At 67.5% G+C, this 19,753-nt stretch carries 18 protein-coding genes; 6 read left to right on the forward strand and 12 right to left on the reverse strand.

The window, feature by feature from the left end:
* The first annotated feature begins 62 nt into the window (after positions 1 to 62).
* Positions 63 to 1,442 (forward strand): H(+)/Cl(-) exchange transporter ClcA, encoded by a 1,380-nt coding sequence (clcA, locus tag KHC24_RS18735; protein ID WP_213364828.1) that lies wholly within the window; start codon positions 63 to 65, stop codon positions 1,440 to 1,442.
* Positions 1,443 to 1,448: 6 nt separating this feature from the next.
* Here the strand turns inward: clcA and KHC24_RS18740 are convergent, their stop codons facing one another.
* From KHC24_RS18740 to phnC, 5 genes are all read right to left on the reverse strand, one after another.
* The gene (locus tag KHC24_RS18740) at positions 1,449 to 3,197 is read right to left on the reverse strand and encodes an ABC transporter ATP-binding protein/permease (protein ID WP_213364829.1); all 1,749 of its coding nucleotides are present in this window, start codon (positions 3,195 to 3,197) and stop codon (positions 1,449 to 1,451) included.
* Between the two features lie 242 nt (positions 3,198 to 3,439).
* Entirely contained in the window at positions 3,440 to 3,670 is a 231-nt protein-coding gene (locus KHC24_RS18745) for a hypothetical protein (RefSeq protein WP_213364830.1), read from the reverse strand.
* A 284-nt stretch (positions 3,671 to 3,954) separates the two neighbouring features.
* The gene (gene phnE, locus KHC24_RS18750; RefSeq protein ID WP_213364831.1) at positions 3,955 to 4,776 is read right to left on the reverse strand and encodes a phosphonate ABC transporter, permease protein PhnE; all 822 of its coding nucleotides are present in this window, start codon (positions 4,774 to 4,776) and stop codon (positions 3,955 to 3,957) included.
* A 93-nt stretch (positions 4,777 to 4,869) separates the two neighbouring features.
* Complete coding sequence (gene phnD / locus KHC24_RS18755; RefSeq protein ID WP_213364832.1) at positions 4,870 to 5,871, reverse strand: phosphonate ABC transporter substrate-binding protein; 1,002 nt, start codon at positions 5,869 to 5,871, stop codon at positions 4,870 to 4,872.
* Positions 5,872 to 5,885: 14 nt separating this feature from the next.
* Positions 5,886 to 6,722, reverse strand: coding sequence for a phosphonate ABC transporter ATP-binding protein (gene phnC / locus KHC24_RS18760; RefSeq protein WP_213364833.1), 837 nt, complete (start codon positions 6,720 to 6,722; stop codon positions 5,886 to 5,888).
* A 142-nt stretch (positions 6,723 to 6,864) separates the two neighbouring features.
* Here phnC and KHC24_RS18765 point away from each other — a divergent pair, with 142 nt between their 5' ends.
* The gene (locus KHC24_RS18765; RefSeq protein WP_246547142.1) at positions 6,865 to 7,329 is read left to right on the forward strand and encodes a DUF6790 family protein; all 465 of its coding nucleotides are present in this window, start codon (positions 6,865 to 6,867) and stop codon (positions 7,327 to 7,329) included.
* A 73-nt stretch (positions 7,330 to 7,402) separates the two neighbouring features.
* Here KHC24_RS18765 and KHC24_RS25150 read toward each other — a convergent pair whose 3' ends face one another.
* Positions 7,403 to 8,440, reverse strand: coding sequence for a hypothetical protein (locus tag KHC24_RS25150; RefSeq protein ID WP_246547144.1), 1,038 nt, complete (start codon positions 8,438 to 8,440; stop codon positions 7,403 to 7,405).
* A 10-nt stretch (positions 8,441 to 8,450) separates the two neighbouring features.
* Positions 8,451 to 10,112: an electron transfer flavoprotein-ubiquinone oxidoreductase gene (locus KHC24_RS18775; protein WP_213364834.1), complete on the reverse strand. Its 1,662-nt coding sequence runs from the start codon at positions 10,110 to 10,112 to the stop codon at positions 8,451 to 8,453.
* 99 nt (positions 10,113 to 10,211) lie between these two features.
* Between KHC24_RS18775 and KHC24_RS18780 the strand changes: the two genes are divergently transcribed.
* The 3 genes from KHC24_RS18780 to cydB all read left to right on the forward strand — a co-directional run bounded on the left by KHC24_RS18780 (position 10,212) and on the right by cydB (position 14,000).
* The gene (locus tag KHC24_RS18780; protein ID WP_213364835.1) at positions 10,212 to 11,102 is read left to right on the forward strand and encodes a uracil-DNA glycosylase; all 891 of its coding nucleotides are present in this window, start codon (positions 10,212 to 10,214) and stop codon (positions 11,100 to 11,102) included.
* 460 nt (positions 11,103 to 11,562) lie between these two features.
* Positions 11,563 to 12,975 (forward strand): cytochrome ubiquinol oxidase subunit I, encoded by a 1,413-nt coding sequence (locus KHC24_RS18785; protein WP_213365190.1) that lies wholly within the window; start codon positions 11,563 to 11,565, stop codon positions 12,973 to 12,975.
* Positions 12,976 to 12,980: 5 nt separating this feature from the next.
* Positions 12,981 to 14,000 carry a cytochrome d ubiquinol oxidase subunit II gene (gene cydB, locus KHC24_RS18790; RefSeq protein ID WP_271180611.1) on the forward strand — a complete coding sequence of 340 codons (1,020 nt, stop codon included), beginning with the start codon at positions 12,981 to 12,983 and terminating at the stop codon, positions 13,998 to 14,000.
* 21 nt (positions 14,001 to 14,021) lie between these two features.
* Here cydB and KHC24_RS18795 read toward each other — a convergent pair whose 3' ends face one another.
* Complete coding sequence (locus tag KHC24_RS18795) at positions 14,022 to 14,672, reverse strand: ribonuclease HII (RefSeq protein ID WP_213364836.1); 651 nt, start codon at positions 14,670 to 14,672, stop codon at positions 14,022 to 14,024.
* 177 nt (positions 14,673 to 14,849) lie between these two features.
* Here KHC24_RS18795 and KHC24_RS18800 point away from each other — a divergent pair, with 177 nt between their 5' ends.
* On the forward strand, positions 14,850 to 15,473 hold the full coding sequence (locus tag KHC24_RS18800; RefSeq protein ID WP_213364837.1) for a MarC family protein: 624 nt from the start codon (positions 14,850 to 14,852) through the stop codon (positions 15,471 to 15,473).
* Between the two features lie 24 nt (positions 15,474 to 15,497).
* Here the strand turns inward: KHC24_RS18800 and KHC24_RS18805 are convergent, their stop codons facing one another.
* From KHC24_RS18805 to KHC24_RS18820, 4 genes are all read right to left on the reverse strand, one after another.
* The gene (locus tag KHC24_RS18805) at positions 15,498 to 16,379 is read right to left on the reverse strand and encodes a dienelactone hydrolase family protein (RefSeq protein WP_213364838.1); all 882 of its coding nucleotides are present in this window, start codon (positions 16,377 to 16,379) and stop codon (positions 15,498 to 15,500) included.
* Positions 16,380 to 16,796: 417 nt separating this feature from the next.
* A complete protein-coding gene (gene groL / locus KHC24_RS18810; RefSeq protein WP_213364839.1) occupies positions 16,797 to 18,434 on the reverse strand; it encodes a chaperonin GroEL in 1,638 nt (545 codons plus the stop codon).
* 89 nt (positions 18,435 to 18,523) lie between these two features.
* The gene (groES, locus tag KHC24_RS18815) at positions 18,524 to 18,820 is read right to left on the reverse strand and encodes a co-chaperone GroES (protein ID WP_213364840.1); all 297 of its coding nucleotides are present in this window, start codon (positions 18,818 to 18,820) and stop codon (positions 18,524 to 18,526) included.
* A gap of 254 nt (positions 18,821 to 19,074) precedes the next feature.
* Positions 19,075 to 19,563 (reverse strand): phasin, encoded by a 489-nt coding sequence (locus tag KHC24_RS18820; RefSeq protein WP_213364841.1) that lies wholly within the window; start codon positions 19,561 to 19,563, stop codon positions 19,075 to 19,077.
* Between the last annotated feature and the right edge of the window lie 190 nt (positions 19,564 to 19,753).

Genomic DNA, 19,753 nt, shown 5'->3' on the forward strand with positions numbered 1-19,753 from the left:
CGGCCCGCTCCCGGCGATGCTACCCGTCCGACGGGATAATGAGGCGATCGTAGGGGAACGGCATGGGCAATGGCGGCTATCACATGGTGGCGCTCCTCGTCGGCGTGGCAGTCGGCCTCGCCGGCGTCGCCTTCCATCTCGGCGTCGAGGGCCTCACCGCTGCCTGGCCGGCGCTGCTGCGCGACACGCTCGGCCTTTCGGGCACCGCGCTTTACTCCGCCGCCGCCCTCGTCGCTGCCACCATGGCGATCGCCTCGCTGTTCCTGGTGCGCCGCTTCGCGCCGGAGGCCGGCGGCTCCGGCGTGCCGGAGATCGAAGGCGCGATGGAAGGCCTGCGCGAGGTGCGCTGGAAGCGCGTGCTGCCGGTGAAGTTCGTCGCCGGCCTGCTGTCGCTGTCCTCCGGCATGGTGCTCGGCCGCGAGGGACCGACCATCCATATCGGTGCCTCCATCGCCAAGGCCGCCGCCGATTTGACGAGGATGTCGTCGGAGGACATGCGCGGCCTGCTGGCCGCCGGCGGCGCCGCCGGCCTCGCCGCCGCCTTCAACGCGCCGCTGGCCGCGGTGCTGTTCGTCATCGAGGAAACGCGGCGGCAATTTCCCTACAGCGCCCGCACCTATGTCGGCGTCATCCTCGCCTCGCTCGCCAGCGCCGTCATCACCGAATGGCTGACGGGAAACGTGCCCTATATGCTGCTGCCCGCCTCGGCGATGCCGCTGACCGCGCTGCCGGCCTTCCTGCTGCTCGGCATGCTGCTCGGCGCGACCGGTGTCGGCTTCAACCGCACGCTGGTCTGGTCGCTGGACCATGTGCGGCGCCTCGGGCTGGCGACCACGTTCTACCTGTTCCCGCTCCTCATCGGCCTCATCGTCGGGCCGCTGATCTTCCTGCTGCCGGAAGCGACGCAGGGCGGCGAGGTGCTGGCGGTGCAGCTGGCGACGGAAAACCGCCCGCTCGCGGTGCTGGCGGTCATCGTGCTCATCCGCTTCGTCATGACCATGGCGAGCTATTCCACCGGCGTCGCCGGCGGCATCTTCGCGCCGATCCTAGCGCTGGCCACCACCATCGGCCTCACCTTCGGCACGGCGCTGGAGAATGTGGTGCCGCTGCCGGAGAGTACCCACCTCGCACTCGCCATCGCCGCCATGGGCGGGCTGTTCGCCGCCACCATCGGCGCGCCGCTGGTCGGCATGGTGCTGGTGATGGAGCTCACCGGCGCCTATTCGTTGCTCGTCCCGGTCATGCTCACCACCATCGTCTCCAACATGGTGGCGCAGCGGCTCGGCGGGCGGCCGATCTACGAGATCCTGCTGGAGCGGACGCTGGCCATCGAGGCCGCGGGACAGCCCACGCCGCGGCGGCGGTTCCGGCTGCGCCGGCCGAGGAGCGACCTCACCGGGCTGGCGGCACCCGATACGGTACCGCCCAAACCGCAGCAATGAGGCGCCTCAGCTCGCCGCCACCAGCACCCTCGCGCCCTCGAGCCGCGCCGGTCCGCCCGCCGTCGGCTCGAGTTCGAGATGCCGGCCGTGCAGCGCGTGCAGGCTGGAGCGGTGGCCGATGGAGAGGATGGCCGCTCCCGGCAGCCGCTGGCGCAGCACGTGATAGAGCGCCGCCTCGCCCGCCTCGTCGAGCGCCGAGGTCGCCTCGTCGAGCAGCAGCACATCCGGCCTGATCAACAGGGCGCGGGCGACGGCGAGCCGCTGCTGCTCGCCCCCCGACATCACCGAGGGCCACAGGGCGCGCTCGTCGAGCCGGCCGGCGAAGCTGGCGAGCCCCACCGCCTCCAGCACCTCGCCCAGAGCCGTGTCGTCATGCTCGGCGAGCGGATCGGGATAGGCGAGCGCTCCGCGCAACGTTCCCACCGGCACGTAAGGCCGCTGCGGCAGCACCAGCAGCCGCGCCTCCGGCGCCACCGCCACCGTGCCGGAGCCATAGGGCCAGATGCCGGCAATGGCACGCAGCAGCGTCGATTTGCCCGAGCCGGACGGCCCGGTCAGCAGCACGCTCTCGCCGCGGCCAATGGCGACACCGCCGGCGGTAAGCAGCGCCCGCCCGTCCGGCAGCCGCAGTTCCATGTCTTCGATGGCGAGCATGGTGCCGCCAGTGGCCGGCCGGCGTGCATAGGCATCGGCGGCGGCATCGATGTGGGCCTGGGCGATGTGATCCTCGAAGCCGATCAGACGGTCGACCACCGCCTTCCATTCGGCCAGCGTCGTATAGGCATTGACGAAGAAGGAGAACGAGCCCTGCACCTGCCCGAAGGCGGAGGAGGTCTGCATCAGCTGGCCCAGCTGGATGGTGCCGGCGAAATAGGCCGGCGCCACCACGATGAAGGGAAAAACGTTCGAGAACTGCCCGTAGCCGGCGGTGAACCAGGTCAGCCGCTTCTGCGCGATCATCAGGCCCCAGTAATTGTGCACCACATGCGAGAAGCGCTCGAGCAGCCGCGCCCGCTCCACCTTCTCGCCCTCCATCAGCGCGATCTGCTCGCCATTTTCGCGCACGCGCACCAGATCGACGCGGTAGTCGGCCTCGAAGCGCTGCTGGTCGTAATTGAGCTTCACCAGCACCCGGCCGATGAGGTGGGTGAGCCAGGTGCCGACCGCCGCATAGGCGAAGGCGGCCCAGACCAGATAGCCGGGAATGTCCACATCGTAGCCGAACAGCGGCAGATGGAAGTCGCCGGACAGGCCCCACAGGATGACGGCGAAGGAGACCAGCGTCATCACCGCGTTGAGAATGCCGATGAACAGGCTGATGGTGGTGCCGATATAGGCGCGGATGTCCTCGGCAATACGCTGGTCGGGGTTGTCAGCCGTATCGCCCTTCAGCCGCAGCCGGTAATGCGTCTGGTGGTCCAGCCAGGCCGAGAGATACTTTTCCGTCATCCAGGTCCGCCAGCGGATCTCCAGCCATTGCCGCAGATAGATCTGGTAGACGGCGATGACGATCAGCACCGCCGCATAGAGGCCGAACAGCCAGAACTGGTGCACGAAAGCCGGATAGTCCCTCTCCTGGATGGCGTTGTAGAAGGCGTTGTTCCACTGGTTGAGCAGCACCGTGCCATAGACCCAGCCCACCTCCAGCGCCACCACGGCGGCGAGCAGCGCGCCGCCGCGCCATTTGTCTTCGCCGCGGAAATAGGGGGTCGACAGCCGCCAGACGTCGGAGAGCAGACGGGAGATGGCACGCACGGGAATTCTCCGGCCGGAGGGAACAGGCAATGCGACAGGCCGCCATGCTTGGCGGCCCGGTGTCAGGACAGAGAACAAGACTAGCGGAAGCAATCCCGGCGGGAGGATGGCGAAGACATTAAAGTTTGGTCAGGCGAACATTACCTAACGGCAAATCCGCAATCGGCGGAAGGCCGGCGAATACGACAAGGGCGGCATCCATGTCGAATGCCGCCCCTGCCGTCAGCGAAGCTTGAGCCGTCTCACTGGGCTGGCTTGGCCGCCTTCGGCGCCGTGCTCGCCGCCGGCGCGGTGGGCTTGCCAGCGGCCGCTTTCGACTTGTTGGCCATATCCTTCCAAGGCTGCTTGGACTGATGCATCGTCTGCCACCATGCCGCGCGCTCGTCCTTGCTGCGGCCGGCCGCGGAAGCCGCGGTCACGCCGGAAAGGCCAAAGCTGGCAATCAGGGCAATAGCGACAAAAATCCTGCTCATGCGTCTTCTCCTAAACTGCGACATGTCGCGCGAACTACACTGACGGGCATTCGGAGAATGATTTATGTCGCTTGCGATCAGATCGTAAGGGAAGTTCACGCATCTCTGATCATGCAAAAACGCAAGGAACCAGTTGACGATCTGTCATGAAAGCCGGCAGCGGCGGCGCCGGCGCTGCGGCACAGAGCGCCCGGGCGGGCGGCAGCGGCGCGAAACGCCCCCCCCCGGCTTCCGCCTCGCGGGCGGCCGGGCCGGCACCGCAAGGTTGCAGCCCTCGGCGGCCCTCAGATGAAGCGCTTGCGGATGTTCTGGCTGGCGATATCGAGGCACGACACAGTGACGATGACGATGATCAGGATCGCCGCTCCCTGCGAATAGAGGAAGCCGCGCATGGTCTCGTTGAACACCATGCCGATGCCGCCGCCGCCGACGATGCCGAGCACGGTCGCCGAGCGCACGTTGGATTCGAAGCGGTAAAGCGTGTAGGAGATCCACAGCGGCAGAACCTGCGGCAGCACGCCATAGATGATCTCCTGGAACCAGGTGCCGCCGGTGCCGCGAATGCCCTCGACCGGCGCCGGGTCGATCGCCTCGACGGCTTCCGAGAACAGTTTCGCAACCACGCCGGTGGTGTGCACGAACAAGGCCAGCACGCCGGCGAACGGGCCGAGGCCGACCGCGGCGATGAAGATCAGCGCGAAGACCAGTTCGTTGATGGCGCGGCAGGCATCCATCAAGCGGCGCACCGGAAAGGCGACCCAGCGCGGCACCACATTGTCGGCGCAGAGGATGCCGAAGGGAATGCCGACGATCACCGCCAGCAGCGTGCCCCAGACGGCGATGGCCAGCGTCTCGATCATGGCGGTGGCGTAGACGTCCCAATCGGTGAAGTCCGGGCGCAGGAAATCGGCGCCGAGCGTCGCCATGTTGCCGGCGTCCTGCACCAGCTGCGCCGGGTTCATCTCCGCCTCGTGCCAGAAGAACACCAGCATGACCACCGCCACCGCGCCGAGGCACAGGCGGGTCAGCCGGGTGGCAAGCGGCGTCACCGGCGGGGCCGGCAGCGCGGCGGCGACGGAGCGATGAGCGGTCTCGGTGGCGAACATGCGGTGTCCCTCTCAATCGAACGCCGTCCCCGGCGAACCGGAGACGGCGGCGAACCATGCGCGAAGGCCGGGCGAAGCCGGCCTCGCGACATGTCACATGGCGGGCAGCTTCTTGAGCTGGCTATCGAGGTCGGCGAGCTGGGCGTCGATCTTCTTCACCTCGGCGGTCTTCTCGTCGGCCGAGAGCTTGTCGTTGTTCTGGGCCTTCATCTTGGCCTTGAACAGCTCGAGCTGGCGGATCGGGATCAGCTGCGCGTCGGAGGAGGCGAGGAACGGACCCCAGCCGTCGGAGGTCTTGGCGAGCACCGCGCGGGCGCGCTCGATCTCTTCCGGGGTGCCGTTGCGGCCATAGGTCATGAAGAAGGTGTAGATCTTGGCCTTGAGGTCGGCCGGCAGGTCCTTGCGCCACACGATCGGGTCGCCGGCGATCATCGGCGAGCGCCACACTTCCTTGATCTTCGCCGCTTCCGCCGGGCGGGTCTGCTGCAGGCGGCTCATGTTCTCGGTGTTGTTGGTGGCGAAGTCGACCTGCTTGTTGGCGACCGCGAGCAGGTTGCCCTCATGGTTCGAGGTCACCACGCGCTTGAAGCACTTCTGCGGGTCGACATTGTTCATCGCGAACACGTAGTAGCTCGGCACCAGGAAGCCCGAGGTGGAGTTCGGGTCGCCATTGCCGAAATTATAGCCCTTGGAGCAGTCGAGGATGTCCTTCAGGCCATTGATGTCGTTGCGGTCGACATTGGTGACGATCAGCGAGTAATAGCCCGAGGAGCCGTCCGGCTTGGCGGTCTTCACGAACACTTCGCCGTTGGAGCGATCCACCGCTTCCATGGCCGACTTGTTGCCGAACCACGCCACGTCGACCTTCTTGAAGCGCATGCCTTCGATCACGCCGGCATAGTCGCCGACGAAGAACGGCTTCACCGGCACGCCGATCGCCTTCTCCATGTCCTTCAGCAGAGGCTCGAAGCTCTTGGCGAGGTTGGCGGAGGACTCGGTGGAGATGAAGCCGAAGTTCAGCTCCTTCACTTCCTGCGCCGCCAGCGGGGCGGTGAGGCCGGCCAGCACGAGGCCGGCGGCGAGAATGCGCTTCATGGTGTTCGCTCCTGTCAGGATACGGGTTCTGAAGAGGTGGTTTCGAGCACCGCCGCGGCCGGCACGGCGAACTGGCTCGGCAGGATCAGCTCCTCGGCGCTGGCGCCGTAGAGCTCGGTGAGGAAGGCGCTGGTGATGCGCGAGGCCGGGCCGTCGAACACGACGCGGCCGGCATTCATCGCGATCACCCGGTCGAAATAGGCGGTGGCGTAGTCCACCTGGTGCAGCGAAACCACGAGGGCGATGCCGTGGTCGCGGCTCATGGTCACCAGCGTGTCCATCACCCGCTTGGCGGATTTCGGATCGAGCGAGGCGATCGGCTCGTCGGCGAGCACCAGCTTCGCCCCCTGCACCAGCGCGCGGGCGATGGCGACACGCTGCTGCTGGCCGCCGGAGAGCTCGCGGGCCTTCTTGCCGGCATGCTGGGCGATGCCGACCTCGGCGAGCGCCGCCAGCGCCGTGCGCTTCTCGTCGTCATTGAACAGGCCGAGCGTGCCGCGCAGCCGGCTGATGCGGCCGAGCACGCCGACCAGCACATTGGTCATCACCGTCAGCCGGCCGACCAGGGCGAATTGCTGGAACACCAGGCCGATCTGCCGGCGGGCGCGACGCACCTCGGAAGAAAGCTTGCCCTTGTCCTGCACGCCGAGGCCGAAGGAGCGCACGCCACCGCTGGTCGGATCGGCCAAGGCGAGGCCGGAGGCGATGCGGATGAGCGTCGACTTGCCGGAACCGGAAGCGCCGATGAGCGCCACCCGCTCGCCCGCCTCAATGCGCAGCGAGACATTGTCGACGGCGCGCATGGCGCCCCACGTCTTGCTTACACGGTCGAGTTCAAGCGCTGCCGCCATCGATTTCCCTCGTCGGCCATTAGGGTCGATGAGGGCGTATCGGCGACGGGTGACGTCGGGATGAATATGACGTTACAGTTCGGTGACATGCACCGCGATCTGCCGTTGCGTCATCTTCCCGCCCCGCCACCGAGTACGACCAATGATCTATTACGCCACGCTTCTGCTCACGATGGTCATCCTGCCCGTCGTCTCCATCGCCTCGGAGCTTGCCGGCAACGGCACGCTGGTCGGCTTCTTCACCATCGCCAGCAAATGGTTCGTGTTCTGGGCGGTCGGCGTGCGCCTGCTGCTGGCCGGCATCATGCAGCTGGTGAAGCCGGGCTTCACCGCCAGCTCGATCCTCGGTGTCGATGATCTGCGGTCGCATGTGCTGGTGCAGGAACTCGGGTGCGCCAATCTCGCCATGGGCGCGGCGGGGCTGCTGTCGCTGCTGATCTCTAGCTGGGTGTTCCCGGTCGCCTTCATCGGCGGCGCCTTCCTCGGCCTCGCCGGGCTCAACCACATGCGCCGGCCGGAGCGGAACTTCCGCGAGAACATGGCGATGGCCAGCGATCTCGTCGCCGCCTTCATCCTGTTCGCCGCCTTCATCATCGCGCAGTTCTGACGGCGGAGGCGGAAGCGGGCCGGCGGAAGCAGGCTGTGTCGCGAAAGCCGTTCAGCTTTCGCGGCCCAGGCGCCTAGCGCCGCCGGAACCCGACATAGCCGCCATCGGCATCGTAGAGCACGTCATAACCGTTCAGCAGATGGAAGCTGGTGTTCACGAACACCCGGTCGGGCGCCACCCGCAGATGGATGGCGTCCGGCGCCAGCGGCGAACCGGCGCCCACCGTGAAGCGGTAGAGCTCGAAGCCGTCCTCCCCCGCGCCGGCACGCACCGCCACGTCGGTCCCGTCCGGCAGGGTTCGCTCGGCACCCGCCGCCTGCGCCGGCGGCACCGTCATGAACATTGCCGACACGCCGGTATCGACCAGCAGCGTGCCGCAGGCCGGCGGCGCGGCGCCATTCAGCGAGAGGCAGGCCGGCGTCGCCGCCCAATCGGAACCGTCCGGCCGGCGGTCGAGCTTGAGGAAGCGGAAGTCGCCGCGCGTATTGCCGCCGCTCAGCCCGACATGCACGCCCTCGGGCGAGAGGATATAGCCGCGCCGGCGCGGCCCCTCCCCGCCGGTCACCCGCAGCAGCGGGTTCTTGTCCGGCGTGCTCTGGCTCTGGCGGTCGGCCTCGCGGGCGAAGCCGACGCCGACCATGGCAATGTGTTCGGGCATCTGGTGCGGCGTGCAGTCGCGGGCGTAGTCGAGGCAGCGCAGCTCGGTCACCGCCAGCACCGGCATCGGCTCGGTGGTGATGGAGGCGCCCTCCTTGCCGGAAAGCGTCACCGGCGTCACCACCCATTTGCCGACCATCTGTCGGCCGGAACTCGTATAGGTCAGCTGCCCCGGCCCCTGGCTCGGCAGCTGGTCGACGCCGGGAATATAGGCCGCCGCCACCACGATGCCGGTGGAGCCGGAATCCAGCTCGGCCCGCAACGGTTCGCCCGCGCCGAAAGAAAGACCGATGCGCGGCACCGCGTCGATGCGCCCGCCCGGCTCGGCATTGAGGTAGCGCAGGAACAGCCCGTCGCGGAACGGCGCGTAGTCCGGCGCCTCGGTGGCGGAAGCCGCCGTCATCGCGGCCGTCGAGGCCAGCGCCAGCAGCGTGGCCATCACCGCTCCGCGCATGCCGGCCTCCTCACATGTTGGGATAGTTCGGTCCGCCGCCGCCTTCCGGCGTCACCCAGTTGATGTTGCGGTTGGGGTCCTTAATGTCGCAGGTCTTGCAGTGCACGCAGTTCTGCGCGTTGATCACGAAGACCTCTTCCCCGTCCTTCTCCACCCATTCATACACCCCGGCCGGGCAGTAGCGGTTGGAGGGGCCGGCATAGATGTCGTGCTCGGAGCGCTTCTGCAGTTCCATGTCCTTCACCTTGAGGTGCACCGGCTGGTCCTCCTCATGGTTGGTATTGGAGAGGAACACCGAGGACAGCCGGTCGAAGGAGACCACCCCGTCGGGCTTGGGATAGGCGATCTTCTTCGAATCCTTAGCCGGCTTGAGCGTGTCCGAGTCCGGCTTGCCGTGGCCTAGCGTGCCGAAGGGCGACCACTTCAGGAGCGTGTTCGCCCACATGTCGAGCCCGCCCAGCGCGATACCGATGTAAGTGCCGAACTTCGACCATAGCGGCTTGACGTTGCGCACCTTCCACAAATCGGCGCCGATCGCCCCGATTCGCCAGCCGGACTCATAGCCCTCCAGCACGTCCTGCGCCCGGCCCGCGGCCAGCGCGGCGGCGGCCTCCTCAGCGGCGAGCATGCCGGAGAGCACCGCATTATGGCTGCCCTTGATGCGCGGCACGTTGACGAAGCCGGCGGCGCAGCCGATCAGCGCCCCGCCGGGAAACACGGTGCGCGGCACCGACTGATAACCGCCCTCGGTGATCGCCCGCGCGCCATAGGACAGCCGCTTGCCGCCCTCCAGCTGCTCGCGGATCAGGGGATGCGTCTTGAAACGCTGGAACTCCTCGAAGGGCGAGAGATACGGGTTCGAATAGTTCAGGTGGACAACGAAGCCCACCACCGCCTGCCCGTCCTCCAGATGATAGAGGAAGGAGCCGCCGCCGGTGGTGCCGTCCAGCGGCCAGCCGAACGAGTGCTGCACCAGTCCTGGCTTGTGCTTGGCCGGGTCGAGCTGCCACAGCTCCTTCAGCCCGAGGCCGAATTTCGGCGGCTCGCGGCCCTCGTCGAGCTTGAAGCGGGCGATGAGCTGCTTGGAGAGCGAGCCGCGCGCGCCCTCGGCGAACAGCGTGTACTTGCCGCGCAGCTCCATGCCGCGCGCGAAGTTCGGGCCCGGCTCGCCGTCGCGGCCGATGCCCATGTCGCCGGTCGCGACGCCGGTGACGGCGCCGTTCTCGTCGAACAGCAATTCCGCGGCGGCGAAACCGGGATAGATCTCGACGCCCAGCGCCTCGGCCTTGCTGGCCAGCCAGCGGCAGACATTGCCGAGCGAGCCGACATAATTACCGTGATTGTTCATCAAGGGCGGCATCAGGGCGTTGGGCAGGCGCAGCCCGCCGGCCGGGCCCAGCAGGTAGAAGCGGTCCTCGGTCACTGGCGTCTTCAGCGGCGCGTCCGGCTCTTCCCGCCAATCGGGGAACAGCCGGTCGAGGCCGACGGGATCGATCACCGCGCCGGAGAGGATATGCGCGCCGACTTCCGAGCCCTTCTCCACCACCACGACCGAGAGGTTTTCATCCAGCTGCTTCAGCCGGACCGCCGCCGCGAGGCCGGCCGGCCCGCCGCCGACCACCACCACGTCGTAATCCATCCCCTCGCGTTCGGGCAGGTCCAGGGCGTCCATGTCAGTCTCCGGCACGTAATCTCACGCAATCTGTTGTCTGGACTTCTTCCATGCTTGCGCCGACCTGACAATCACCGCTGCGACGCGATAAGATAGGTTATGGACCTTTCCCAAGATCCGCGTGAGCCTGATCCGCGCGCAACCATTGCCGATCTGCTGGCCTTCTATGCCGAGGCCGGGGTCGATGCCGCTCTCGACGACGCTCCCGTCGACCGATTCGCCGAAAGCGCCGCCGAGCGCAGCGCCGTGCGCGCCGCGCCACGGCCGGCCGCCGCCTCCCCAAATACCGCCTCCCCCGGCGCAGCAACCGCAAGGCGGGAGACCGCGCGCGCGCCTGCCCCGCCGCCGGCTTCCGCCGCCCCGCCGCCACCCGACCGGGCGGCCGCCGATGCCCGCGAGGCTGCGGCTTCCACGCCCGATCTCGACGCGCTGCGCGTTCTTCTGGAACGCTTCGACGGCTGCCCGCTGAAGCTCACCGCCACCCGCCTCGTCTTCGCCGACGGCAATCCGCAGGCGCGGCTGATGCTGGTCGGCGAGGCGCCGGGCCGCGAGGAGGATATCGAGGGCAAGCCCTTCGTCGGCCGCTCCGGCAAGCTGCTCGACCTCATGCTCGCCGCCATCGGCATTGATCGCTCGACGGCCTATATCGCCAATGTCGTGCCCTGGCGTCCGCCGGGCAACCGCACGCCGACGCCGCAGGAAACCGCCATCTGCCTGCCCTTCATCCGCCGGCAGATCGAACTGGCGAACCCCGACGTGCTGGTCTGCCTCGGCGGTCCGTCGGCCCAGACCCTGCTCGGCATTAAGGACGGCATCACCAAGGCGCGCGGGCGCTGGATGGAATATGATACCGGCACGCGGCGCATCGCGGCGCTGGCGACCTTCCATCCGGCCTATCTCCTGCGCACCCCGCTCGGCAAGCGCATGGTGTGGCGCGACCTGCTCGCCATCGAGCGCAAGCTCGCCGAGACAAGGCCGGAAGCCGGCTGAGGACACCGTGCGGCGTCCCCCATCGCCCAATTCCCAATCGCCCGACCATCGCAGGCACCTGACTGCGGGCGAGAGACGCAGCCAAGCCCCCTCTCCTTGTGGGGGAGAGGGTTGGGGGTGAGGGGTTTCGACGCTCCGCAACCGCCCGCCCCCACCGGGCCGCTTCGCGGGGCACCTTCCGTTGACGCCGGATGCTTCCGGTTTCAGCGCAACCGGAACCGAATCCGGTAGCGGCCGGGTGCCGTTTATTTCATCCGCCGAACCTTCAGGACGACGGCCCACCGAAGTCCGGATCGCGCCTCCGACCCGAAATCGGCATGCGGCATCGCGACACGCGGCGGCTTGACCTGTGTCATCGCCGCGTCGGCGAACCCGAGTTAAGACCGGTTCCATTCTGAACGGTGACCGCGTAGAGTTTCCCTAGCGGCGCACCGTCGCCGCGTCGGATAGGGACATGCCGATGGAATTCGATCCGGTTTTGCTGGCCCGCATTCAGTTCGCCTTCACCGTCTCCTTCCACATCATCTTTCCCAGCTTCACCATCGGCCTCGCGGCGTACATCGCCACGCTGGAAGTGCTGTGGCTCACCACCGGGCGCGAGCATTTCCACCGCATCGCCCGCTTCTTCACCAAGATCTTCGCCGTCTCCTTCGGCATGGGCGTGGTGTCGGGCATCGTGCTGTCCTACCAGTTCGGCACCAATTGGAGCCATTTCTCCCGTGTCGTCGGCAATGTCGTCGGCCCGATGATCGGCTATGAAGTGCTCACCGCCTTCTTCCTGGAGGCGACCTTCCTCGGCATCATGCTGTTCGGCTGGAACCGGGTGCCGAAAGGGCTGCACGTCTTCGCCTCCATCGCGGTGGCGGTCGGCACTAGCCTCTCGGCGTTCTGGATCCTCGCGGCCAATAGCTGGATGCAGACCCCGGCCGGCCACGAGGTCATCGACGGCATCGCCTATCCGGTCGACTGGCTCGCCGCCATCTTCAATCCGAGCTTCCCCTACCGCTTCGCGCATATGGTCACCGCCTGCTACCTCACCACCGCGCTGGTGGTGCTGGCGATCGGCGCCCGCTACGTTTATGCCGGCCGCTACCCGCAGGATGGGCGCACCATGATGCGCATGGCCATCGGCCTGATCGCCATCCTCGCGCCGATCCAGGCCTATATCGGCGATGCGCACGGCCTCAACACGCTGGAGCACCAGCCGGCCAAGATCGCCGCGGTGGAGGCGAACTGGGGCGGCCACCCGCCGGGAGCCGGCGTGCCGCTGGTGCTGTTCGCCATTCCCAACGAGGAGACCGAGAGCAATGACTACGAGATCGCCGTCCCGCATCTCGGCAGCCTCATCCTCACCCATAGCTGGACCGACGGTTTCGCCAGCCTGAAGGATTTCCCGCGCGAGGACCGCCCGCCGCTGCTGGTGCCGTTCTTCGCCTTCCGCATCATGGTCGGGCTGGGCGTGCTGATGATCGCCCTTGGCTGGGTCGGCGCCTTCCTGCTCTGGCGGCGCCGCCTGTTCGAAAGTGACTGGTACCTGTGGCCGACGCAGTTCGTCTGGCCGGTCGGCTTCATCACCATCCTGTCCGGCTGGTTCGTCACCGAGGTCGGCCGCCAGCCCTGGGTGGCCACCGGCATCCTGCGCACCGCCGATGCCGTCTCGCCGGTGGAGGGCTGGGCGGTGGCCACCACGCTGGTGCTGTTCGTCATCGTCTACGGCATCGTGTTCTCCGGCGGCATCTATTACATCAACCGGCTGATCGTCCGCGGCCCGACCGGCGCTTCCATCGACACGCCAGACCAGGGCCTGCCGAGCCAGCCGCTCTCCGGCGCCCGCGATGCCGCCCGCGCCGCCATCCAGCAACCCGGGGAGTGAGCGCCATGGTCAGCCTCGGCATGGAATATTATCTCCCGGTCATCTGGGCACTGCTGCTCGCCGTCGCCGTCGCCCTCTATGTCGTGCTGGACGGTTTCGATCTCGGCATCGGCGTACTGTTCCCCTTCGCCCGCAGCGAGGTGGAGAAGGACCAGATGATGAACTCGGTCGCCCCGTTCTGGGACGGCAACGAGACCTGGCTGATCCTCGGCGGCGGCGGCCTGCTCGTCGCCTTTCCCCTCGCCTATTCGATCCTGATGCCGGCGCTCTACCTGCCGATCATCTTCATGCTGCTGGCGCTGGTGTTCCGCGGCGTCGCCTTCGAGTTCCGCCACGTTGCCGATACCAGCCGCTTCCTGTGGAACATATCCTTCGCCGGCGGCTCGACGCTCGCCGCCTTTTTCCAGGGCGTGCTGCTCGGCGGCTTCGTGCAGGGCATCAAGGTGGAGAACAACGCCTTCGCCGGCGGCGCGCTCGATTGGGCAACGCCGTTCGCGCTGCTCTGCGGCCTGGCGGTCACCGCCGGCTACGCGCTGATCGGCGCGGTCTGGCTGATCCTGAAGACCGACGGCGCCGCCCAGGCCCGCGCCCGCCATCATGCCCGGCTGCTGCTGCCGGTGGTGCTCATCTTCATGGGCATTGTCAGCCTGTGGACGCCGATCGCCTTTCCGCGCATCGCCGACCGCTGGTTCTCGCTGCCGAACCTCTATTACCTGGCGCCGCTGCCGCTCCTCACCCTGCTCCTCGCCGGCCTGGTGTGGCGCTGGCTGGAGCGCGGTCACGAGCACCTGCCGTTCCTCGGGGTGATCGGGCTGTTCCTGCTCGGCTATGCCGGCATCGGCGTCTCGATCTTCCCGCACCTCGTGCCGCCGGTGCTCACCGTGTGGGAAACCGCGGCGGCGCCGGCGAGCCAGGTGTTCATGCTCATCGGCACGGTGTTCATGCTGCCGCTGATCCTGGGCTATGTCGCCTTCGTCTACTGGACCTTCCGCGGCAAGGTGCGCGCCGGCGAGGGCTACCACTAGCCCGCCTAGACCGGGCGCCCTCTATTCCGCCGCTTCGCTCTCCCGCGCCAGCCGCAGGCGGATCGGCGCGAAGGAGGTGCGGTGGTGGCGGCACACGCCGAGCCGCTCCAGCGCCGCGCCGTGCTCCGGCGTCCCGTAGCCCATGTGCCGCTCGAAGCCGTAGCCGGGGTTGAGCCGCCCGAGTTCGCCCATCAGCCGGTCGCGCGTCACCTTGGCGACGATGGAGGCCGCGGCGATCGAGGCGACCAGACCGTCGCCGCCGATGATCGCCCGCGCGGCGCAGCCGACCGGCGGCAGGTCGTTGCCGTCTACCAGCAGCAGCCGCGGCGCCCGCGGCAGGCCCTGCGCCGCCCGCGCCAGCGCCCACAGCGTCGCCTGGCGGATATTGGTGGCGTCGATGCGCGCCGGCGGGGCGAAGGCGACCGACACCTCCGCCGTCTCGCAGATGATCTCGTAGAGCGCCTCGCGGCGCGCGGCGGAAAGCTTCTTGGAATCGTCGAGCCCGTCCGGCACCCGCGCCGGATCGAGGATCACCGCCGCCGCCACTACCGGCCCGGCCCAGGGGCCGCGCCCGACCTCGTCGGCGCCAGCCACCGGCACCTCGCCTATCCGCCAGGCGGCGGCCTCATGGGCGAAATCGGGACCGGAACGGTGGAGCGGGCGCGGAGGCATTTTTCAGGGCGATTCGAGAGCGACGGATTGTGCGCCGACCATGCGTCTCTATGCTGCCGGACGCAACGCCCGCAGAGCGCCCTCGTGTCGCCACAAGCGCGGCATGTGGATATCGGCAGGATCGGGATGCACCCCGCGGCGGCGACCGTCTCGGGGCGACCTCACACGGGCGATGCGATGAACTGGTCGGAACGCTTACAGGAATTCGTCACCTTCTGGGTCGTTCTCGACCCGATCGGCACCTTGCCGGTGTTCCTCGCGGTCACTGCCGGGCTGGCGCCCGCCGTGCGGCGGAAGGCGGCGGTGCTGGCGGTGATCATCGCCTTCGCCGTGCTGGTGTTCTTCGCGCTGGCCGGGCACTGGCTGCTCAACGCGATGGATGTCTCCATCGCCTCGTTCCAGATCGCCGGCGGCATAGTGCTGTTCCTGTTCGCGCTCAGCATGATCCATGGCGGCCATACCCAGAGCGCGCATCCCGAGATCGGCGCCAACCCGATGGACATTGCCGTCTACCCGCTGGCCATCCCCTCCATCGCCGGTCCGGGGGCGATGCTGGCGGCGGTGGTGCTGTCGGACGATGCCCGGCACGACTTCACCGACCGCATGCTCACCCTCGGCACCATGAGCCTGGTGCTGCTCGTCACCCTCACCATCCTGCTCTGCGCCGGCTTCCTGTCGCGGCTGATCGGCCGCGGCGGCGGCGCGATCATCTCGCGGGTGATGGGCATGATCCTGGCGGCGATGGCCATCGACCTCATTCTCAGCGCCACCGCCCATTGGCTGAACCTGCCACCGATCTGAGCGGGGCGAGACGGCGCCGGCCGCTCAGGTCTCGACCGGCGGCGGCGGGCCGAGATGCTTGGCCAGGAAGGTGCCGGTGCGGGTCCAGGCGAGCGCCGCAGCCTGGGGATCGTAGCGCGTCGGGTTGGTATCGTTGTTGAAGGCGTGATTGGCACCCTCATAGATATGAATGGTGAAGTCCTTGCCGGCCTTCTTGAGCGCCTCCTCATAGGGTGGGATGCCCTCATTGATGCGCGTATCGAGCCCGCCATATTGCAGCAGCAGCGCCGCCTTGATGTCCGGCACCTTGTCCAGCGGCGGCTGCGCGCCGTAATAGGCGACGCCGGCCTTCAGTTGCGGGCTCGCCTCCGCGAGCAGGTTCACCATGCCGCCGCCCCAGCAGAACCCCACCGCCCCCACCGATCCGGTCGAGGCCTCGTGGCGGGCGAGGAAAGCGACCGCATCGACGGCGCGCGCCAGCGTGGCCGGGCGGTCGAGCGCGGCGATCATGTCCCGCGCCTTGTCCTCGTCGGCAGGCGTGCCGCCATCGGCCGAGAGCAGGTCGATGCCGAAGGCGAGGTAGCCCTCAAGCGCCAGGCGACGGGTAATGTCGCGGATATGCGGGTTGAGGCCGCGATTTTCGTGGATCACCAGCACCGCCGGCCGCTTGGCGTCGACGCGCTTGGCGCGGGCGAGCAGGCCGCTGACATTCTTGCCGCCGGACAGGAAGCCCGCCGTCGAGATGTCGAGCCGCGGATCGTCCTCGGCGACGACGGCGGCGCGGGCATAGTCGTTGGAGAGCAGCGGCAGCATGGCGCTCGCCGCCGCGACCGAGCCGGCCAGGGTGATGAGCCCGTCCATGAAATCCCGCCGGCCGATCTGGCCATGGGTGAAGCGGTCGTAGAGATCGATGATGCGCTGGTCCATTGGCGTTCCTCCCAGGGAGCCGCAGGGTGGACCCGATCGCCTCCTCGCGCACATCAGAAATCGGCGAGCGGCATTGGCGGCTACAGCTGACGGACCTACGGATCGCGCGCCACCACCCCTGCCACCAAGCAGAAAGGGCGCAGCCTCCGCCGCGCCCTCTCCCTATTCCACAGCGCACAGATCTCGTCAGAAACCCATGCCGCATCCGAAGCCGGGTCTCCCGGCTTCGGCACCCAAAACCGCAGGGGCGGTTGGACTTCTATCAGAAGTCCATGCCGCATCCGAAGCCGGGCTCGCCCGGCTTCGACACTCAAGACCGCAGAGGCGGAGTGGATTTCGTCAGAAACCCATGCCGCATCCGAAGCCGGGTTCTTCCGGCTTCGGCACCCAAAACCGCAGGGGCGGAGTGGACTTCGATCAGAAGTCCATGCCGCCCATGCCGCCGCCCGGCATCGCCGGTGCGGAAGCGGCCGGCTTCGGCAGCTCGGCGACCATGGCTTCGGTGGTGATCAGCAGACCGGCCACCGAGGCGGCGTCCTGCAGCGCAGTGCGCACCACCTTGGCGGGGTCGACGATGCCGGCCTCGATCATGTCGACGAACTCTTCGGTCTGGGCGTTGAAGCCGAAGTTCTGGTCCTTCGATTCCTGCACCTTGCCGACGACGATGGAGCCTTCGACGCCGGAATTCTCGGCGATCTGGCGGATCGGCGCCTCAAGCGACTTCAGGACGATCTTGATGCCGGCCTGGATGTCGGCATTGTCCGAGGACAGCTTCTCGACCGCCTTCTTGGCACGCAGCAGCGCGATGCCGCCGCCGGGCACGATGCCTTCCTGCACCGCGGCGCGGGTGGCGTTCAGGGCGTCGTCGATGCGGTCCTTCTTTTCCTTCACCTCGATCTCGGTGGCGCCGCCGACGCGGATCACCGCGACGCCGCCCGCGAGCTTGGCGAGGCGCTCCTGCAGCTTCTCGCGGTCGTAGTCCGAGGAGGTCTCCTCGATCTGCATCTTGATCTGCGCAACGCGCCCCTCGATGTCCTTCTTCTTGCCGGCGCCGTCGACGACGGTGGTCTTTTCCTTCTCGATGATCACCTTCTTGGCGCGGCCGAGCATGGCGAGCGAGACGCTCTCCAGCTTGATGCCGAGCTCTTCGGAGATCACCTGGCCGGCGGTGAGGATGGCGATGTCCTCGAGCATGGCCTTGCGACGGTCGCCGAAGCCCGGCGCCTTCACGGCCGCGACCTTCAGGCCGCCGCGCAGCTTGTTGACGACGAGGGTCGCAAGGGCTTCACCCTCGACGTCCTCGGCGATGATGACCAGCGGCTTGCTCGACTGCACGACGGCCTCGAGAACCGGCAGGATCGCCTGCAGCCCGGAGAGCTTCTTGTCGAAGATCAGGATGTAGGGATCGTCGAGGTCGACGATCATCTTCTCGGCGTTGGTGACGAAATACGGCGAGAGGTAGCCGCGGTCGAACTGCATGCCCTCGACCACTTCGAGCTCGGTCTCGGCGGTCTTGGCTTCCTCGACGGTGATGACACCCTCATTGCCGACCTTCTGCATCGCGCCGGCGATCATCTGGCCGATCGACGCATCGCCATTGGCGGAGATGGTGCCGACCTGGGCGACTTCGTCGGAGGACTTCACCTTCTTGGCGCGCTTGGTGATGTCCTTGATCGCCTCGGCGGCGGCGAGGTCGATGCCGCGCTTCAGGTCCATCGGGTTCATGCCGGCGGCAACCGCCTTGGCGCCCTCGCGGACGATGGCCTGGGCGAGCACGGTGGCGGTGGTGGTGCCGTCGCCGGCGAGGTCGTTGGTCTTCGAGGCCACTTCGCGCACCATCTGGGCGCCCATGTTCTCGAACTTGTCCTCGAGCTCGATCTCCTTGGCGACGGTGACGCCGTCCTTGGTGATGCGCGGAGCGCCGAAGCTCTTGTCGATCACAACGTTGCGGCCCTTCGGGCCCAGCGTCACCTTCACCGCATTGGCGAGGATGTCGACGCCGCGCAGCATCTTGTCGCGCGCTTCGACGGAAAATTTAACTTCCTTGGCAGCCATGGGGCTCGCTCCTGAATGGATATCGGGGCCGGCTTCCCCGCCGCCTCAGCGGGCGCGGGGCGTGCCGGTCGGGGTGCCGGCGGCCGGTATCAGCCGACGATGCCCATGACGTCGGATTCCTTCATGATGAGGTAGTCGACGCCGTCGAGCTTCACCTCGGTGCCGGACCACTTGCCGAACAGCACGCGGTCGCCGGCCTTCACGTCGAGCGGAACCAGCTTGCCGGCTTCGTCGCGGGCGCCGGGGCCGACGGAGACGACTTCGCCCTGCGAGGGCTTTTCCTTGGCGCTGTCGGGGATGATGATGCCGCCGGCGGTCTTCTCTTCAGCGTCGATACGCTTCACCACGATGCGGTCGTGCAGGGGACGGAACTTGAGCTTGGCCATCGGTGATCCTCGGCTATTCCTCTATGGCGCCGGCACGGCGCCGGCATGACACCCGCTGGGGCAGGCCGGCTGGCACTCGGGGCAAATGAGTGCCAAAGCCGCTGCCGAGATAGGCAGGCCATGAGGCGGAGTCAAGGCGAGGACCGCGGGCACCGGCGAATTCCCGTGCCACGACAACCCGGCCCTCCAGACGCCGAAGGCCCGACCCGCGGGCGGCGGGCCGGGCCTTCCGAAATCCGGAGGTCAGGAAGGCGTCAGGAAGCCTTCTTGATGTTCTTCTCGACCGAGGCCTTGATCGGCTCGGCGGTCTCGCTCGCGACCTTCTGGGCCAGCACCGAGAGATCCTTGGCCTGGGCCGAGAGCACGTCGAACTGCTTGCGCAGGTGGCCGGTGGAAAGCTCCACCGCCTCGGACAGGCTCTTGGTGCCGAGCAGGGCGCTGAAATAGTCGAAGGTGGAATTCACATTGGCGCGCAGGGCCTCGAGCGCCAGCGTGTTGTACTCGGCGACGCCCTTGGAGGCGGTCGTATAGGTATCCTCGAGGAGGTCGGTGGTCTCCTCGGCCTGCGACTTCAGCTTCTCATAGGCGTCGCGGGCGTTCTGCACGCTCTTCTCGGTCATTTCACGCACCGCGGCGGGAACTTCGAGATTCGGCATGTCGAACTTCGGCAGCGCCGACTCGAACGCCGCGGCGGCGGCCTTCACGGTCTTCTTCGGGGTCGGGGTAGCAGTAGCCTCGGTCATCGGTTTGTCCTCGCGTTCACGGGTGCTCAATCAACTTGCCCGTCCAGGCCCGCGGCGCGGATCGGGCACGGCGCTCGGAAAACGCGAGCGGGGGATGAACTCCCGCCCTTTCCGACTTCGCATCGCTTATTTGTGCAATGCAATATCATATTGCAATGCACAATCAACCCGGCTGTGCAGATTTTTTGCC

It is taken from the genome of Ancylobacter defluvii (genome assembly GCF_018390605.1).
GTDB lineage: Bacteria > Pseudomonadota > Alphaproteobacteria > Rhizobiales > Xanthobacteraceae > Ancylobacter > Ancylobacter defluvii.

Bases quoted from the DNA above. Each gene is read 5' to 3' on its own strand.
- KHC24_RS18780 (WP_213364835.1), top strand. From the start codon at position 10,212: ATGGACCTTTCCCAAGATCCGCGTGAGCCTGATCCGCGCGCAACCATT.
- KHC24_RS18820 (WP_213364841.1), bottom strand. From the start codon at position 19,563: ATGACCGAGGCTACTGCTACCCCGACCCCGAAGAAGACCGTGAAGGCC.
- KHC24_RS18775 (WP_213364834.1), bottom strand. From the start codon at position 10,112: ATGGACGCCCTGGACCTGCCCGAACGCGAGGGGATGGATTACGACGTG.
- phnD (WP_213364832.1), bottom strand. From the start codon at position 5,871: ATGAAGCGCATTCTCGCCGCCGGCCTCGTGCTGGCCGGCCTCACCGCC.
- KHC24_RS18805 (WP_213364838.1), bottom strand. From the start codon at position 16,379: ATGGACCAGCGCATCATCGATCTCTACGACCGCTTCACCCATGGCCAG.
- groES (WP_213364840.1), bottom strand. From the start codon at position 18,820: ATGGCCAAGCTCAAGTTCCGTCCCCTGCACGACCGCATCGTGGTGAAG.
- KHC24_RS18765 (WP_246547142.1), top strand. From the start codon at position 6,865: ATGATCTATTACGCCACGCTTCTGCTCACGATGGTCATCCTGCCCGTC.
- KHC24_RS25150 (WP_246547144.1), bottom strand. From the start codon at position 8,440: ATGCGCGGAGCGGTGATGGCCACGCTGCTGGCGCTGGCCTCGACGGCC.
- cydB (WP_271180611.1), top strand. From the start codon at position 12,981: ATGGTCAGCCTCGGCATGGAATATTATCTCCCGGTCATCTGGGCACTG.
- phnE (WP_213364831.1), bottom strand. From the start codon at position 4,776: ATGTTCGCCACCGAGACCGCTCATCGCTCCGTCGCCGCCGCGCTGCCG.
- KHC24_RS18800 (WP_213364837.1), top strand. From the start codon at position 14,850: ATGAACTGGTCGGAACGCTTACAGGAATTCGTCACCTTCTGGGTCGTT.
- KHC24_RS18785 (WP_213365190.1), top strand. From the start codon at position 11,563: ATGGAATTCGATCCGGTTTTGCTGGCCCGCATTCAGTTCGCCTTCACC.
- clcA (WP_213364828.1), top strand. From the start codon at position 63: ATGGGCAATGGCGGCTATCACATGGTGGCGCTCCTCGTCGGCGTGGCA.
- groL (WP_213364839.1), bottom strand. From the start codon at position 18,434: ATGGCTGCCAAGGAAGTTAAATTTTCCGTCGAAGCGCGCGACAAGATG.
- KHC24_RS18795 (WP_213364836.1), bottom strand. From the start codon at position 14,672: ATGCCTCCGCGCCCGCTCCACCGTTCCGGTCCCGATTTCGCCCATGAG.
- phnC (WP_213364833.1), bottom strand. From the start codon at position 6,722: ATGGCGGCAGCGCTTGAACTCGACCGTGTAAGCAAGACGTGGGGCGCC.
- KHC24_RS18745 (WP_213364830.1), bottom strand. From the start codon at position 3,670: ATGAGCAGGATTTTTGTCGCTATTGCCCTGATTGCCAGCTTTGGCCTT.